Origin of the sequence: Paucisalibacillus algeriensis, assembly GCF_000577245.1 — a bacterium.
Lineage (GTDB): Bacteria > Bacillota > Bacilli > Bacillales > Amphibacillaceae > Ornithinibacillus.
Window position 1 is genome coordinate 39,757 of record NZ_CBYO010000007.1, and the last position, 16,243, is coordinate 55,999.

The following is a 16,243-nucleotide window of genomic DNA, read 5'->3' on the forward strand; positions in this document are numbered from 1 at the left end:
TTAATGCACCTGCTTTCATAAGAGCACTATAAAAAAGGGGAGGAATTATAATGAAGAAAAGGAAGCTCACTTTAGCCTTGGGTACTGGTTTAATAGCTTTGGGCTTAGCTGCTTGTGGTGATGAGGACGAGGGCACTTCAAAATCCGGAGAATCAGGAGAGCTTTCAGGAGAAGTAACCATGTGGACAGCTTCACTTTCCGGTGAACCATTTGATAGTTACTTTGCAGATCTTGAGGCTGAATTTGAGGAAATGCATCCTGATGTAGATGTTATTATTGAAGACATTCCTCAAAATGAAATACAACAAAAAGTTCTTACTTCACTTACTGGTGACGATGTTCCAGATGTAGTTAACCTAGCTCCTCGTTACATGATCAATATTGCAGAGCAAGGTGGTTTACTTGATTTAAATGATCTAGTTAGTGACGATGTCAAAAATTCATTCTTAGAAGGTCCATTTCAAGCAGGACATTACGATGATGGATTATATGCACTTCCATGGTACTTAACAACTACTGTTGCCTGGTATAACAGTAACCACTTTGAACAAGCGGGTATCACCGAAACACCTACTAACACACAGGAAGTGTATGATACTGCAAAAGCAATCACAGATTCAACAGGAAAGCCATCCTTCTATCAAATCATAAATGCAGGTGACACTGTCATCCAAAAAATGATTACGCTTGCAAATGGTGAATCAATTGTCGAAGAAGGTAAAACCGTTTTAGCTAATAATGAGGATATCTTAGAATTCTTTACACTAACCCAAAAAATGTATGAAGAAGGTATCATGCCACAAGAAAACGCGGAAGGTTCTTTCTCTACAGCCCAAGAACTATTTATGGCTGAAAACCTATCACTTGTGGAAACAGGCGTAACTTTCTTAGGTCCAATTGAATCAGGTTCACCTGATGTATACGCTGCATCAAAAGCTGCACAGCCGTTAAATGATCCAAATGCACCGATGAATGTAGCTGTCATGAACTTCTCTATTCCATCAAAATCAGATAATCCAGATGCAGCAGTTGCTTTAGCTGAATTTGTTACAAATGCAGAAAACCAATTAGAATTCGCAAAAGTAGCAGGAACTGTACTTCCTTCTACAACTGAATCACTTGAAGATGATTATTTCACCAATCCTGGTGATTCTCCAAAAGCACTCGGAATGTTAGAAGCTGCAAAATCACTTGAACGTTCAAAAGAACTGATTCCAGCACTTGAGAATGTTTCTGAACTTCATGAAATTGTGAAGAATGCATACGTGAAAAACCTACAAGGGGACCTTACTCCTGAAGAGGCCCTACAAGAAATCACGGATAAATGGGATGCATCTTTTGAAGAAGCAGGTCTAACACCAACATTCTAATAAAAAACCTTAGAGACTAGCATTTTTTGCTAGTCTCTATAATTCAGGAGGAATACCAATGAATAGACAGCCATTCTCCATTATAAAACGAAAATGGACGAAAAACTTGACTCCCTGGGTATTTTTACTGCCATCCATCTTAATATTAGGGATATTCCTAGTTATCCCTATTGTGGAAGCATTTCGCTGGAGTTTCTTAGATTATAAAATTATTGCGGACACTAGTGACTTTGTGGGCCTAGCGAATTTCAGGGAGATATTTTCTGATGAAATATTTTGGAAAGCTCTAGGTAATACCATTTTATATGTTGTCATTGTACTTCCATTAAATATTCTCTTGCCATTATTCTTAGCCGTTCTTGTTAATCAAAAGATTAGGGCAGTTGGGGCCTTTAGAGTTTTATACTATTTACCGGTTATCACACCGATTGTCGTAGGTGCATTAATGTGGAAAATGCTCTATTCCCAAGAAGGAGCCATTTCTAATATCCTAGTTTCACTTGGAATACTAGATGAATCTATGAACTTCCTTACGAACTCAAGTACTGCAATTGTTGCAGTTGCCTTCATAACCGTGTGGAAAGGTCTTGGGTATTATATGGTCATGTATCTAGCAAACTTACAGTCTATTTCAAGTCAATTATATGAGTCCGCCAGTATTGATGGCGCAAACGTCTTTCATAAATTCACAAAAATCACCATGCCAATGATGGTACCTTCGATGACATTGGTATCGGTATTAACGATTATTAATGGATTGAAAGTCTTTGAAGAGATTGCATTAACAACAAACGGAGGACCTGCAGGAGCCACAACAACACTCGTTATGTATATTTATGATAAATTTATCGATTTAGATGTCTCCATTGCATCAGCAGCAGGTTTAGTCTTATTAGTATTAGCTATTGTTGGTTCTCTCTTACAAATGAAGCTATCTAGCAAACGTGAAGACGACTTGAAGGCTTAAAAGGAGCTGAAAAAAATTGAATTCAAAGACTAAAACACAGAAAATATTGGTATATCTAATGATGATCACTATTTGTGTCATCACAGTTGGACCATTTCTATATACACTTTTTATCGCGTTAAAATCTGCAACACAAGGAATTTATGATGGTTTATTACCAACTAATCCAACACTATCAAATTTCATTGATGCATTTCATAAAACTGATTTTCTATTGTACTTATGGAATACTGTAATCGTTACAGGCATTGCTGTAGTATTTAACTTATTATTTAGTAGCATGGCTGGCTATGCACTTGCACGAATCGAATTTAAAGGTAGAAGTATCGTATTAACACTGATAATCGCAACTATGACAGTTCCTTTCCAACTATATATGGCACCACTTTTCCAAATAGCCGGGGAATTGGGTCTGCGAAATACCCATGTTGGGTTAGCCATCTTACAAATTTCCACCGCCTTTGGTATATATTTCATGCGCCAAGCATTTTTGAATGTACCAAAGGAATTAGAGGAATCTGCATACCTTGACGGTGCAAATCGGTTTGTTGTCTGGTGGAAGGTGGCAATGCCACTCGTTAAACCAACCGTCATTTCACTTGCCATTTATACCTTCACATTTACATGGGGAGATTATTTATGGCCACTTATCAATACTACAGATAGTAGCATGTATACAATTTCGATTGGTTTAGCACAAATGTCACAGAATTTTGATGGTGGTAATATGAAATTAATTAGTGCCGCTTCTATCCTAACAACTATCCCAAGCTTATTAGTATTCATTTGGCTACAAAAATACTTCATTTCTGGCCAAACAGATGGTGCTGTAAAGGGGTAATATAGACTGGTAGATAAGTATTTTATACTCCCAGTATGACAAACTAGAAACAAGCGAACTCACTAAGTAAGGAGATAAACCATGAGAAACTTTATCGCATTCGATATAGGGGGCACGTTAATTAAATACGGCGTTCTTGATGAGAATGGAGGAATTATTTATAAAAGTGAAACCCTAACCGATGCCCACCTGGGTGGCAAAGAGGTTATTCGTAAGGTAAAAGAAATTGGTGACAATCTATTAGCGAATCATGACATAAGTGGAATTTGTATTAGTACAGCTGGCCAAGTAGATTCACGAAAAGGCACAATTCTATATGCTTCCTCCCTTATTCCTGAATATACAGGAATGCCTGTAAAACAAGAGTTAGAAGAGTACTTCCAATTACCAGTAGCAGTAGAAAATGACGTGAATTGTGTTGGTCTGGCAGAATCATGGATAGGAAAAGGGAAAAACACCAAAAGTATGTTTTGTCTAACAATTGGAACTGGCATAGGTGGAAGCTATGTTATAGATAACAAGCTACACACTGGCCATAGTTTCAGTGGCGGAGAAATTGGTTACATCCCAATGGAAGGAATTCAATTTCAAGACCTTGCTTCTACTCGGAATTTAATTAAAAATGTAGCAAAACGAAAAGGGATTTCAGAAGAAGAAATTAATGGAAAGAAGATATTTGAATTAGCAATTACAGGTGATGAAATTTGTATAGAAGAAATTAACCGCCTTGTATATTATCTATCAAAAGGTATCGCTATTATCGCATATATGATGAATCCAGAAATGATAGTTATCGGTGGAGGAATCACCTATCAAAAAGAGTACTTATATCCAATTATTTTGGAACAGCTAAAGAAAGATTTGCTCCCAACTATTTTAGAAAAAACAAAAATAGAAATCGCTAGCAATCTTAATAACGCAGGCATGATCGGGGCGTTAAGGCATTTTTTACTCGAAGAATCCATACAACCATTTAATCGAATAACAACAATGATTGAATCGAAAAAACATAAATTGACCAAAGGTGAAAAGAATATTGCCGATTACATCATCATGAATCTGAGCGATGTACCAAACCACACCATTTCTGAGTTGGCAAAAAAAATCAATGTATCCGAATCGATGATAACAAGATTCTGTCAAAAACTTGAAATTGGTTCTTACAGCAAGTTAAAACTAATGGCAAAAGAGGCTATTATAGGCACAAGGCTTCATGACAAGAATGAAGTAACAAGCTTAGTAAAAACGAGAGATGAATATCTTACTGTCCTAAGTAAAATAGATACCTTAAATCTTGCAACGAATTTATCAAAACTAGGGAGTTTGCTATCCACTTCAAATAGAATTGTACTATATGCTTCCGAAGAATTGGAGTATATTACGAAACAATTAAAATATAAGCTTATGGAGTTTAAAATACCAGTTGAGGTCTTTACCAATCAATTTCAAATGGAGAGTTCCATTCACCTGTTGGATGAACACTCCGTAGTAATCGGAATCAGCAGCTCAGGTTTTAATCAACATATAATGAGATTATTTGATACCGCTAAAAAGCTTGGTTCTATCCTTATTGGAATTACTAGTCAACAAGATTCACCTATTTCTGAATGCGCGGATATGTCTTTCTTCGTCCCTGCTACAGAAGATGGTAGAAAGGATTCTGCCATAGAGATTTCTATTCTTTATCTAGTGGATGTAATTTTGAACGAATTACAAACTGAAAGCACTAATGTAATTAACCTATGATAATTGGAAATATTCGAATAGGAGACAAAACAGATGCGTATTATTTATCTTCCAATCGATGAACGACCTTGTAACACAATATATGTTGAACGAATAGCAGCCTCTACCTCTGATGTAGAACTGCTCTTACCTCCAACTGAGTTACTTGGAAACAAAAAGTCCCCAGCTGATACCGAACAAATATGGGAATGGATTTTAGAACAGGCACCATTGTCCGAAGCTTTGATTTTAAGTATTGACTTGTTGGTCTATGGAGGACTACTCCCTTCTCGCCTTCACTACCTGCCAGAGGAGACAGGTTTAAAGTGGATGGATCGAATGCGTATGTTTCATAAAAAGTTCCCAAACATTCGTATCTATGCATCCAATCTTATCATGCGGACGCCAAAATATAGTTCAAGTGACGAGGAACCTGACTACTATGAAGATTGGGGTAGAGAGATTTTCCTTAATGCCTTCCTCCAAGATAAAGGGCGACATATTGAATTAACTGAAGATGAAAAAAGAGAACTACAGCACATCAAACAGAATCTACCAAAACAATTTGTAGATGACTATGAATCTAGAAGAAAATTTAATAGAAACATAAATCTACAAGTGTTAGAACTAATTAATGAAGGCGTTATTAGTTTTCTAGTTATACCACAGGATGATAGTGCTGAGTATGGTTATACAGCACAGGATCAAAATATAATCGTTAAAAAAAGAGAACAGTTGCGTCTATTTCATCAAGTGCACATCTATCCTGGTGCAGACGAAGTAGGGGCTACTTTACTTGCTAGAGTATACAACGATTTTCATCAAAAATATCCAAAAATTTTTCCTATATGGAGCAGCACTTTAGGTGCACAACTCATTCCAATGTATGAAGACAGACCATTTGGCGAAAGTCTAAAAGCACATATTCTAGCTAGTGGTTGTCACGTTGCAGATTCTGCTGAAACTGCAGATATTATTCTTGCCTACAATACACCAGGACGTGTTATGCAAGAAGCATGGTACCAAGGTAAAAAAGATGTGACCTATTCTAGTTTCAGAAATCTTCTACTTTTTGTAGAGCAAATGAAGAGCTACTTAGACCGGGGAAAACATGTCATTGTCGCAGACTCTGCATATGCAAATGGCGGTGATGGAAACCTCATTACCTTATTGGATGAAGCAGGAATACTAGAACAACTTACCTCCTATAAAGGATGGAATACGAACTGCAATACGTTAGGTTCCACCATCGCTCAAGGTGTTCTAGGTTTAGATGGTCTTGAACAACAAATGAAAGAAAACATCATCTACCACATACTCGATGACTATTTCTATCAATCCGAGATTCGAATGAAAATGGTTGATGATTTCTTACCGGAGCATAATTTAACTTATTTTGATTTAAAAGATAAAGCAGATATCGTGAACCAGGAACGCGATCGTCGTCTATTAATCTGTTTTGAAGAAACACTGAAAAATAGTTTTCAACAGGTGAAGTTTGAAAACCTAGGTAGCTACGCTCCTTGGAATCGAATGTTTGAGCTTGGCATTGACCTAAAAGTGAAATTCAACTAATGAAGACAGGAGACAATAGTATGAGTACTTCAGATTTTCTATCAACCATTCAAGGAAAGCTAATTGTATCATGTCAAGCACTTGAGGATGAGCCACTTCATGGTTCAAGCCTAATGGCAAAGATGGCTGAAGCAGCAAAAGTCGGCGGTGCAAAGGCAATTCGGTGTAATACAGTAAGTGATGCAGTAGCTATCAAGAAACAGACAGGACTGCCAATTATCGCGATTATAAAACGTGATTACACTGATTCAGATATCTATATTACTCCAACATTAAAGGAAGTAAAAGAATTACTTGCTATTAATCCTGAAGTGATAGCCTTGGATGCCACCAACCGAAGAAGACCGAATGATGAGGGTTTAAAGGATATTGTTCATTATATTCATGAAAATAGTGACACACTTGTCATGGGTGATATCGCTACGTTACAAGATGCAGCATATGCCAATGATTGTCAGGTCGACATCCTCTCCTCCACCCTCTCTGGGTATACAGAGGAAACAGCACAGAAACATGGTCCTGACTTTGAACTGGTAAAAGAGTTAACAAGAAAATATAACATTCCTATTATTGCTGAAGGAAAACTGAACACCCCAGATGATGCTAAGAGGATGCTAGATTTGGGAGCTTGGTCTGTCGTAGTAGGTGGTGCCATTACAAGACCACAATTAATTACAAAATCCTTCGTTTCCGCTATTAAAGGAAAGGAGATATTCTAATGAAACATAAAACTGCTGACGTCATTATTATTGGCGGAGGTCTCGGTGGCTGTATGGCAGCACTATCTGTAGCAAAAAGTGGATTTTCAGTTATTTTGACAGAAGAAACGGATTGGATAGGGGGCCAGTTAACTAGCCAAGGAGTTCCACCAGATGAACATCCATGGATTGAAGAATTTGGTTGTACTTCTACCTACCGTGAATTTAGAAATAGAATTAGAGCTTACTATAAATCAAATTATCCTTTAAGAGAAGAAGCAAAAAATGACGCTATTCTCAATCCAGGTAATGGCTGGGTAAGTCGACTTTCTCATGAACCAAAGGTGGCATTACAAGTGTTAGAAGATATGTTAGCACCCTATGTAAACAGTGGAAGTATCCAGCTTCTATTGAACTATCTGCCAACCGCAGCAGAGGCTTCAGAGGATATGGTTCGATCCGTGACAGTGAGCCATACATCAAAAAATGAACAAATTATACTCTGCGGAACCTATTTTTTAGATGCTACGGAATGTGGGGATTTACTTCCACTTGCTGGGGTAGAATATGTCATTGGTGCTGAATCTAGGAAAGAAACGAATGAACCTCATGCATTGGAAGAGGCTAACCCTGAAGATGTTCAATCCATTACTCATGTATTCGCTGTTGATTATATAGATGGTAAGGATTTTACTATTCCAAAGCCTAAGCAATATGACTATTGGAAGACTTATATCCCAAGCTTTTCCAACCGGCCATTAATTAGCTGGCATGCAGTGAATTCAGCTGATACATCCACATTGAAAGAATTTACGCTATTTCCAAACAATCAGAATATCCCTTCCCTCTTTACCTATCGAAGGGTACTGGATACAACCATATTAGAAAATCCTATTTACCCAGGTGATATCTCACTAATTAATTGGCCACAGAATGATTATTTTCTTGGTTCTATTATAGATGTATCTGCGGAAGAAAGAAAAAAGCATTTAGAAGGTGCGAAACAATTAAGCCTATCCCTATTATATTGGTTGCAAACGGAAGCACCGAGACTAGATGGAGGGAAAGGTTTTCCAGGTCTACGATTACGTGGTGATGTCCTAGGAACAGAAGATGGCTTTGCAAAGTATCCTTATATTCGTGAATCTCGGAGAATTAAAGCGGTACAAACCATTAAAGAACAAGACGTAAGTAAAGAAGCACGTGGAAAAGAAGGAATCCGAACATTTTCAGATAGTGTCGGTGTCGGAAGTTATCATCTCGATTTACACCATACAACTAAAACAAATCGAACCTTTTATATTCCAAGTTACCCTTATGAAATTCCACTTGGAGCGCTAATACCAATCCGAATGAAGAATTTATTACCAGCTTGTAAGAATATCGGAACAACCCAGATCACTAATGGCTGCTACCGATTACATCCAACAGAATGGAATATTGGTGAATCTGTCGGTTACCTTACCACGTACGCTTTGAAACATAATATTGAACCAAGGGAAGTGCGGAAAAATCCGGAACACCTTACCGCTTTCCGAGAGCTCCTGAAGGATAATGGAATTCAATTACATTGGCCAGATTCGATGAAACTTTAAAGAGAAAGGATTTGGAATTCGTGGCTCTTATTAAACATGTTTTTCCTAGTCAAATACTAGAACGGGATTTCGAATACTATATTCTCTCTAGCCATACACCTACAGAGGAAACATATTTGCTATACGTACAAGATGGTCAAGACTACCTTGAGCTTGGGTCGATTGAATATACCTTTCAACGATTAATAGAAGCTAAACCAGAAATCGCAAATAAGCTTATTTTGGTCCTGATTCATCCAGGAGATTCAATGGCAAGATGGAATGCTTATCATCATAAAGGAAAGGACTTTAAACAGTACATTTCGTTTATGACGAAGGAGTTTATACCTAGCGTGGAGGAAAAATTAGAAAGTAAGATAACCAAACGGGGGCTTCTTGGAGATTCATTAGCGGCAAATATTTCGCTAAATATAGCCGTGGAAAACCCAGCAAACTGGACCCATCTATTACTCCAATCCGCTGCGGTGTCACCTACCGATGTACAACAAATAGAAAACACAGAACAGCTTAATTGGAATGTTCATCAAACGGTTGGACTAAAAGAAGATGAGTTTGTTTCTTTAATCACGAATGAACCGCTATATATCTTGACTAGAAATCGAATGTTACACCAGAAACTCATAGAAAAAAATGCTCGAGTTCATTATGCCGAAAAAGATTCAAAACATGAGTGGGTATTTTGGGAGAATGAATTGGTGAATGTGCTGGATTATTTTGTAAGTAATTAGGAAGGTAACACGATGTGACTTCTTTTTTAAGATTGTAGGATAAATGGATGGTCACCATGATAGCGGCCTAAACTTAGCACTGGAATTTACGTTAAACGACCTTTAATGGTTCTAACTACTATGTGATCTTTGTATTAAAAAGTGAATGCAATCTATTTAGGAAGTGTAAACTAAACTGTTTTAGCAAGAGACAGTACGGATTTTACTTCGCAGTCTAGTTTACACTCCCGTAATAGAGTAATTCTCTCTCCGATTAGCCTAGCTTTAGTTCATCAATTTTTCCTCAAAAATAGTTCTCCACAGGAGTGTCCCCTCATGATGGAATACAACACCACGATCCTGGAAGCCCAAAAGCAATATGTCAAAAAAACAGCGTTCAACCTTAGGTATGAAGCTTGCTTACATAACCTCTCCTGCTTTACTGGAAGAAAAGTGGCAGTTATTGACCAGAATAAGAATGACCTATAACAATTAAAGCTTCCTCAATATTGATTTGTTCCTTAAGCGATGTTTTTTACCCCTTAACAACATTATAAATATTAATCAATATCATAATCACGATTACAATATTAAATATCCGCTCTATCCTCCTACTTGTGAGTTTTTGCACAAATATACTTCCGATTAATCCCCCTATACTTCCGCCAAGAATCATATACCATATAATCGATAAATCATAGGAACCAAATCCGGTTGTAGTACCAACTAGGATTAATGAAGACAATTGGGAGAAAAAGATAATATAGATAGAATTGATACTTGCTTGCTTAGCATCCATCGAAAAGAAAAATATGAGTAACGCCATGTTTAAAGGCCCACCGCCAATACCAAGAAAGGCTGCGATTAACCCTAGCAACACACCCGCCAATAAAATACCCAGTTTATTTTTCATTTGATAAGTAACCATATTCTTTTGAAACTTTATATAAATAAAAATAATTAAGAGTAAAATCGCAAGTACACTAGCTTGAATTTTACCAATTAGTTGTTCTAAGCCAATCTCTAGGACAAAAAAGTTAAAAATCCACTTCCCTATAAAACCTCCAAGAATAGATCCAAAAGCAATAATAAATCCGTTTTTCCTATCAATTGCAACCTTAGATATTCTCAATTTAATAAGGGACACGGTAGCCATGGCCAGCACAGTCGCTGCAGACAATACCCCTATGGTTGGCAAGTCATAATCATTAAAAAAATCAAGCAGAGGTTTAATAATAATTCCTCCGCCTAATCCTGCCATTGACCCTACTACAGATGCTAGTAATGCAATTAGTAAATATAATAGTATAATAGTAATCATCTCCGGTTGTGTAAAACTTGGGGACGGTTGGTATGTTTCTCTACTATGGAGCACACTAACTGTCCCCTTTAGGTGTCATCTTTAAAATCTAATAATACGTGAAGCTACTACTTGTATTACGACAGATTTGTTCCATTGGAGGCAACTACTTTCTTCATCCAGTCAAAACTATCTTTTTTGATACGTTCTAAGGTTCCATTTCCTTCATTATCTTTGTCTATATAAACGAAGCCATACCTTTTCTTCATCTCTCCAGTACCTGCACTCACAATATCAAATGGTCCCCAATACGTATAGCCCAGGACCTCCACCCCATCTTCGATAGCACCGGCCATTGCTTGGATATGATCTCTAATATAATCAATTCGGTATGGGTCTTGTATACGTTTTTCCCCATTTTCCACTACTACTTCATCTGCTGCTCCAAGACCATTCTCCACAATAAATAGCTTTTTACCATAACGGTCGTAAAGCTTATTAAGAACAACTCGTAGACCAAGTGGATCAATTTGCCAGCCCCATGGTGTATTTCCAAGGAATGGGTTATCGATTCCTTTTATTCCTCCTGTATGGCCAGTAGTCATCATTCCATCTTTAATGGTAGTACTCCGGTAATAGCTTAGAGATACATAATCATTGGTATAGGATGAAATTAGGTTCAGATCTTCTTCTAGTATTTCTAACTGAGAAAATGTATTTCCTAGAAGCTTTTCTGCGTAATATGGGTATGCTCCATTCATCATCACATCAGCAAAGAAATAAGAGCGTTGTTCCAATTCAAGAGTCCTAAAGACATCTCGAGGATCACATGAATTAGGATAGATTCCACTAAAGGAAAGCATACATCCGATTTGTGAATCCGCAATAATCTCATGGCCCATCTTGACAGCTATTGCATTAGCAACAAACATATGATGTGCTGCTTGATATCTCATCCGTAAACTTTCCGCTTCATTCTCAGCTTTATCTTCTCGGATTGCAGCTGCTGCATAAGGCATAGTGTGCACATTATTAATCTCGTTAAAAACAATCCAATATTTCACTTTATCTCGATAGCGGTTAAATACCGTGCGGCAGTACTTTTCGAATAAAGGTATCAATTCACGACTTTCCCAGCCGTTATATTTCTGACTTAGATAGAGTGGTGTATCAAAATGAGAAATCGTTACAAGTGGAGTCATCCCATTGTTGATAATTTCATCTAATAACTGATCATAGAATTTAAGCCCCTCTTCATTTGGCTCTTCTTCCATACCGGTTGGATAAATCCTTGTCCATGCTATTGAAGTTCTAAAAACATTGAAATTCAATTCTTTCATATAAGCCAAATCTTCTTTAAAACGATGATAAAAATCAACCGCTCCATGACTTGGATAATAGACATCCTCTTCTACCGTATCAGTTGGTGTAGAATGAACCCCATTCGGAAGTACATCGATAATGCTCAGGCCTTTTCCCTTTTCACGATAAGCACCCTCACATTGATTCGCTGCAACAGCTCCACCCCACAGAAAGTTTTTTGGAAATGTCATGTTAATTCTCCTCCAGATTCCATTAAAGTTTTTCGGATATGAATGGTTAAATAAACAATTTCTTGATGACTAATGGTAATGTTATATTTTTCTTTTATATAATCGGCAATTTTATCACTACAATTTTTTTCCTTTGGATAAAGAGTCGAAACTTGCGTATAGAGATGGTCATTGGGATCGTCATCCGTCATCAGATTATGGATGAGACGATGACTGAAGGATTGCAAATGAATAATAAAGCGATTAAAGGAAATCTTTCTCACATCGAAATCAATCTGGAATGTATCTTTAACTATTCCCAAAATAGAATTTACAAAATACGATATTTCATTATCATTTTTTTGATAAGCATTATCTTTTTGCGCATTGATAAAATGGATCGCAATATTTCCGATTTCTTCATCAGGAATGGAAACTCCTGTTTTTTCCTTCATTAATTCAGTAGCAAATGCCCCAATATCATACTCTCGAATATTGAATTGCCTAATAACTGCATTATATAGATTAGGAATTACAATTCCAGATTGAATCCGCTTCACCGTTTGGGCAATATGGTCTGTCAAAGATAGATAGATATATTCCATCAAATTCATTTCGTATTTATCTATGGCATAATCGATAATCATTTTTGCCATTTCAAAATATTCCACATCAATCTCATTTGCCAGTTGGATAATATTTCTGGAAACGTCACGATTCTTGAGCACGAATGTTTTTTCAATATCTTTATCCCCGATTTTATGACCAATAGCTTTATTGAAACCGATCCCTTTACCCATGAGTACTACTTCATAGCCTTCCTTATCTACAGCCAAAAGTAGCGAATTATTTAATACTTTTATAACTTGCATACCATATCATCTCGCATATATTAGAGTCATACCAATATCCTTTAAATCAGCTTTATTATTTTCTTTAGGTGTAATTTCTGCAAAATCACCCGAATTAATAACTACAATTGCAGTAGATGTGTCATACCCAGCTTTTTTAATATTTTTGATATCAAAGGCTAATAGTTTGTCCCCTTTTTCTACTCGTTGACCTTCTTCAATAAACTTTTCAAAATGTTTTCCTTGTAATTCAACCGTATTAATTCCCACATGAATCATAAGTTCCACATTATTATCTAGTTTTATACCAATTGCATGTAAGGACGGGAATATTAACGAAATAACTCCTGAATCAGGTGCATAAACAACACCCTCTGTAGGCTTCACATAGATTCCTTTTCCAATAGATTCAGATGAAAACACTTCATCATTAATATCCTTAATATTAAATACCTCCCCTTTTATAGGTACATTCAAAGCTAGGTCTCCAACCATCTCTTGCTCCTTATTAGCATTGGTTTCCTCGGTTGGGGATCCTTCCACTTCATCTTTATAGCCAAAGAAGTATGTTAGGACTGCGGCACCAACAAATGAAATTAATAATCCAATAATAAACAGGATAAATAGTCTCATACCTGGTTCTGCATAGACTGCTAATGTCAGGACACCCTGATTTGCAAAGGTCGTACCATACGTACCTGCCCATCCAATAACGCCTCCACCAATAGCTCCACTAATGACTGCGAAGAGCATTGGCTTTTTGTATCGTAAGTTAACCCCATATATTGCCGGTTCAGTAATACCAAATAACGCTGTAATACTCGCGGATAACGAAATTGTTTTTAAACCTTTGTCTTTTGTTTTTAAGAATACACCTAATGCAGCTCCTGCTTGAGAAAGGTTAGCAGCAGTTGTAAAGGCAAATAGTGTTGTTCTTCCAGTTGTCGCAATATCATTTAAACCAATAGGTACAATTGCACGATGCGCCCCAAAAATAACAAAAATACACCACATTCCACCAATGAAAGCGCCACTTAATGCCGGCGAAAAGTCTATTAAACCTTTGTAACCCGCACTGATAACATTTCCTATATATATTCCAATAGGACCGAATAATAATAGAGTTGCAGGAATCATAATTAACATGGAAAAAGCAGGAACTACAATTAGCTTAATAGCCTCTGGAATATATTTTCTTAGAAACTTTTCTACATAAGATAATATTAATACCGCAATGATGATAGGAATTACAGATGAAGTATAGGTTGCTTTAGTAACTGTAAACCCTAGTAAGGTTACTGCCTCTTCTGAAGCTAACATCGATACGATACTTGGATAAACCAACGTTCCTCCAATAATCATACCTACATAAGGATTCGCTTTAAAGGTTTTTGCACTCGTATAACCTAGAATAACCGGCATAAAATAGAAAATTGCATCTGATGCAGCAAATAAGATCTGATACGTATCTGTTGCTTTAAAATCATAGTCAAAATATGAAGCACTTACTAGTGCGATAACGGCTAGAATCCCTTTAATCATCCCTGAACCTGCTAATGCAGGAATAATTGGGGTAAAGATGCTTGCAAAAGTCTGTATGGCTCTATTAAATAGACTTCCATCGGATTGCTTAGATGGAGCTGGTGTGGTTTCATCATCTAACTCTCCAACGATATCAATGACAGCATCATAGACATCATTTACCTTGTTTCCTACCACAACTTGAAATTGCCCAATACTTTCAATAACAGAAATGACTTCATCCTTCTTTTCTATCGTTTCTTTATCTGCTTTTGTTTTATCTTTTAAGACAAAACGCAATCTTGTAACACAATGTGACAGAGAAGATATATTCTCTTTCCCGCCAACTAACTGAACAATCTCTTCAGCTAACTTTTGATAGCTCATAAAAATTCTCCCTTTTATTAGTAGATTTCAATTATATACTCGGCCAAGTATTTTCCCTATAAAAACAAAAAAAGACCAAACCAAATAGAAAGTCAAAGAGACCTCTATTTAATCTGATCTTGCCCGCTTTACCGGTAACACGTCATTTAATAGAATTATATAATTTTCATATCTACATAATAAAATAAAAGCGCTATCATGTCAACACCCCAAGTCCCAGACCCTACGTCCCAACTTATCTATTCAATTATTTTGAAAATTAATATACACTGACAATATAGTATTTTACCAAAGGGGGAAGTTGGCTTGTCAAAGATTGCAATTATTTCAGATATTCATGGTAACTTAACTGCATTAAAGGCGGTCCTTGAGGATATTGAAAAACGTGGTGTGGACCAGATATTTTGTTTGGGAGATTTGGTCGGGAAGGGTCCACGTGGTTCAGAGTGTATTGAACTTGTTCGAATGCATTGCGACAAAGTCATTTATGGAAATTGGGATGTGTTTATCCGCGATGAGATTGATAATGAAGCTATTAATTGGATTCAGAATCGGTTAACAGATGAGGATTATAACTATTTGTCCTCCTTGCCTTTTTATATTGATTTTGAATTAAACGGGAAACTATGTCGTTGTTTTCATGCATCTCCGAGGAGCGTTTACGAGCGAATTGCACCGGAGTATCATCCAACAGAAAAGTGTTTATCCCTTTTTGAAAATAGCGAAGAAACCGATTCACTTCACTCTACTCGAACACCAGATATGATATTTTATGGAGATATACACCTGACTTGGTTAAGAACTTATGAAATTGGAATCCTTTGTAATGTAGGAAGTGTTGGTTTAGATGTCGTGGACGCTACATATGTGATTCTTGATGGCTCACATGGGGCAAATTCGATTAACTTTGTCAGAGTTCCTTATGATAGGGAGACAGAGCTTAGGGAAGCTAAGGAACTGGGAATGGTTGGTTATGAGGGATATTATAAAGAAATTATGTATGATCAATTTATGTGAAGTAAAGGGACTGTTCTTATGCTTCATTATAGATAAAATTAAAAGCTCTCTTTAGAAACAGGTTGGCACTTAGATTTATGAGTACCTTCAAAATATAATAAAAAGAAGGTACAATAAACAGATTATACCTGCAAATTGTGCCTTCTTTCTTACAATA

The 16,243-nt window shown here is 36.7% G+C and carries 13 protein-coding genes; 9 read left to right on the top strand and 4 right to left on the bottom strand.

Going from position 1 to position 16,243, the window contains the following annotated elements:
- Nucleotides 1-50: 50 nt before the first annotated feature.
- The 8 genes from TY11_RS04880 (at nt 51) to TY11_RS04915 (ending at nt 9,499) form a co-directional block, all read left to right on the top strand.
- Nucleotides 51-1,370 carry an ABC transporter substrate-binding protein gene (locus TY11_RS04880; protein ID WP_042143526.1) on the top strand — a complete coding sequence of 440 codons (1,320 nt, stop codon included), beginning with the start codon at nt 51-53 and terminating at the stop codon, nt 1,368-1,370.
- A gap of 58 nt (nt 1,371-1,428) precedes the next feature.
- Entirely contained in the window at nt 1,429-2,337 is a 909-nt protein-coding gene (locus tag TY11_RS04885) for a carbohydrate ABC transporter permease (RefSeq protein WP_042143530.1), read from the top strand.
- 16 nt (nt 2,338-2,353) lie between these two features.
- Nucleotides 2,354-3,178 carry a carbohydrate ABC transporter permease gene (locus tag TY11_RS04890; RefSeq protein WP_052345734.1) on the top strand — a complete coding sequence of 275 codons (825 nt, stop codon included), beginning with the start codon at nt 2,354-2,356 and terminating at the stop codon, nt 3,176-3,178.
- An 81-nt stretch (nt 3,179-3,259) separates the two neighbouring features.
- Entirely contained in the window at nt 3,260-4,924 is a 1,665-nt protein-coding gene (locus TY11_RS20040) for an ROK family protein (RefSeq protein WP_081755830.1), read from the top strand.
- A 33-nt stretch (nt 4,925-4,957) separates the two neighbouring features.
- A complete protein-coding gene (locus TY11_RS04900; protein WP_042143532.1) occupies nt 4,958-6,478 on the top strand; it encodes a DUF4127 family protein in 1,521 nt (506 codons plus the stop codon).
- Nucleotides 6,479-6,498: 20 nt separating this feature from the next.
- A complete protein-coding gene (locus tag TY11_RS04905; protein ID WP_042143534.1) occupies nt 6,499-7,197 on the top strand; it encodes an N-acetylmannosamine-6-phosphate 2-epimerase in 699 nt (232 codons plus the stop codon).
- Nucleotides 7,197-8,771 carry an FAD-dependent oxidoreductase gene (locus TY11_RS04910; protein WP_042143536.1) on the top strand — a complete coding sequence of 525 codons (1,575 nt, stop codon included), beginning with the start codon at nt 7,197-7,199 and terminating at the stop codon, nt 8,769-8,771. The genes TY11_RS04905 and TY11_RS04910 overlap by 1 nt, the downstream gene beginning before the upstream one ends.
- A 20-nt stretch (nt 8,772-8,791) precedes the next feature.
- Entirely contained in the window at nt 8,792-9,499 is a 708-nt protein-coding gene (locus tag TY11_RS04915; protein ID WP_197025057.1) for an alpha/beta hydrolase, read from the top strand.
- A gap of 514 nt (nt 9,500-10,013) precedes the next feature.
- Here TY11_RS04915 and TY11_RS04920 read toward each other — a convergent pair.
- The 4 genes from TY11_RS04920 to TY11_RS04935 form a co-directional block, all read right to left on the bottom strand.
- On the bottom strand, nt 10,014-10,853 hold the full coding sequence (locus tag TY11_RS04920) for a sulfite exporter TauE/SafE family protein (RefSeq protein ID WP_231495779.1): 840 nt from the start codon (nt 10,851-10,853) through the stop codon (nt 10,014-10,016).
- A 62-nt stretch (nt 10,854-10,915) separates the two neighbouring features.
- Nucleotides 10,916-12,331, bottom strand: coding sequence for a glycoside hydrolase family 1 protein (locus TY11_RS04925; RefSeq protein WP_042143541.1), 1,416 nt, complete (start codon nt 12,329-12,331; stop codon nt 10,916-10,918).
- A complete protein-coding gene (locus TY11_RS04930) occupies nt 12,328-13,182 on the bottom strand; it encodes a PRD domain-containing protein (protein ID WP_042143544.1) in 855 nt (284 codons plus the stop codon). The genes TY11_RS04925 and TY11_RS04930 overlap by 4 nt, the downstream gene beginning before the upstream one ends.
- Nucleotides 13,183-13,188: 6 nt before the next feature.
- Nucleotides 13,189-15,069, bottom strand: coding sequence for a beta-glucoside-specific PTS transporter subunit IIABC (locus TY11_RS04935; protein WP_042143545.1), 1,881 nt, complete (start codon nt 15,067-15,069; stop codon nt 13,189-13,191).
- Nucleotides 15,070-15,375: 306 nt separating this feature from the next.
- Between TY11_RS04935 and TY11_RS04940 the strand changes: the two genes are divergently transcribed.
- Nucleotides 15,376-16,086: a metallophosphoesterase family protein gene (locus TY11_RS04940; RefSeq protein WP_042143547.1), complete on the top strand. Its 711-nt coding sequence runs from the start codon at nt 15,376-15,378 to the stop codon at nt 16,084-16,086.
- Nucleotides 16,087-16,243: the final 157 nt, after the last annotated feature.

Bases quoted from the DNA above. Each gene is read 5' to 3' on its own strand.
- TY11_RS04880 (WP_042143526.1), top strand. From the start codon at position 51: ATGAAGAAAAGGAAGCTCACTTTAGCCTTGGGTACTGGTTTAATAGCT.
- TY11_RS04885 (WP_042143530.1), top strand. From the start codon at position 1,429: ATGAATAGACAGCCATTCTCCATTATAAAACGAAAATGGACGAAAAAC.
- TY11_RS20040 (WP_081755830.1), top strand. From the start codon at position 3,260: ATGAGAAACTTTATCGCATTCGATATAGGGGGCACGTTAATTAAATAC.
- TY11_RS04900 (WP_042143532.1), top strand. From the start codon at position 4,958: ATGCGTATTATTTATCTTCCAATCGATGAACGACCTTGTAACACAATA.
- TY11_RS04905 (WP_042143534.1), top strand. From the start codon at position 6,499: ATGAGTACTTCAGATTTTCTATCAACCATTCAAGGAAAGCTAATTGTA.
- TY11_RS04910 (WP_042143536.1), top strand. From the start codon at position 7,197: ATGAAACATAAAACTGCTGACGTCATTATTATTGGCGGAGGTCTCGGT.
- TY11_RS04925 (WP_042143541.1), bottom strand. From the start codon at position 12,331: ATGACATTTCCAAAAAACTTTCTGTGGGGTGGAGCTGTTGCAGCGAAT.
- TY11_RS04930 (WP_042143544.1), bottom strand. From the start codon at position 13,182: ATGCAAGTTATAAAAGTATTAAATAATTCGCTACTTTTGGCTGTAGAT.
- TY11_RS04935 (WP_042143545.1), bottom strand. From the start codon at position 15,069: ATGAGCTATCAAAAGTTAGCTGAAGAGATTGTTCAGTTAGTTGGCGGG.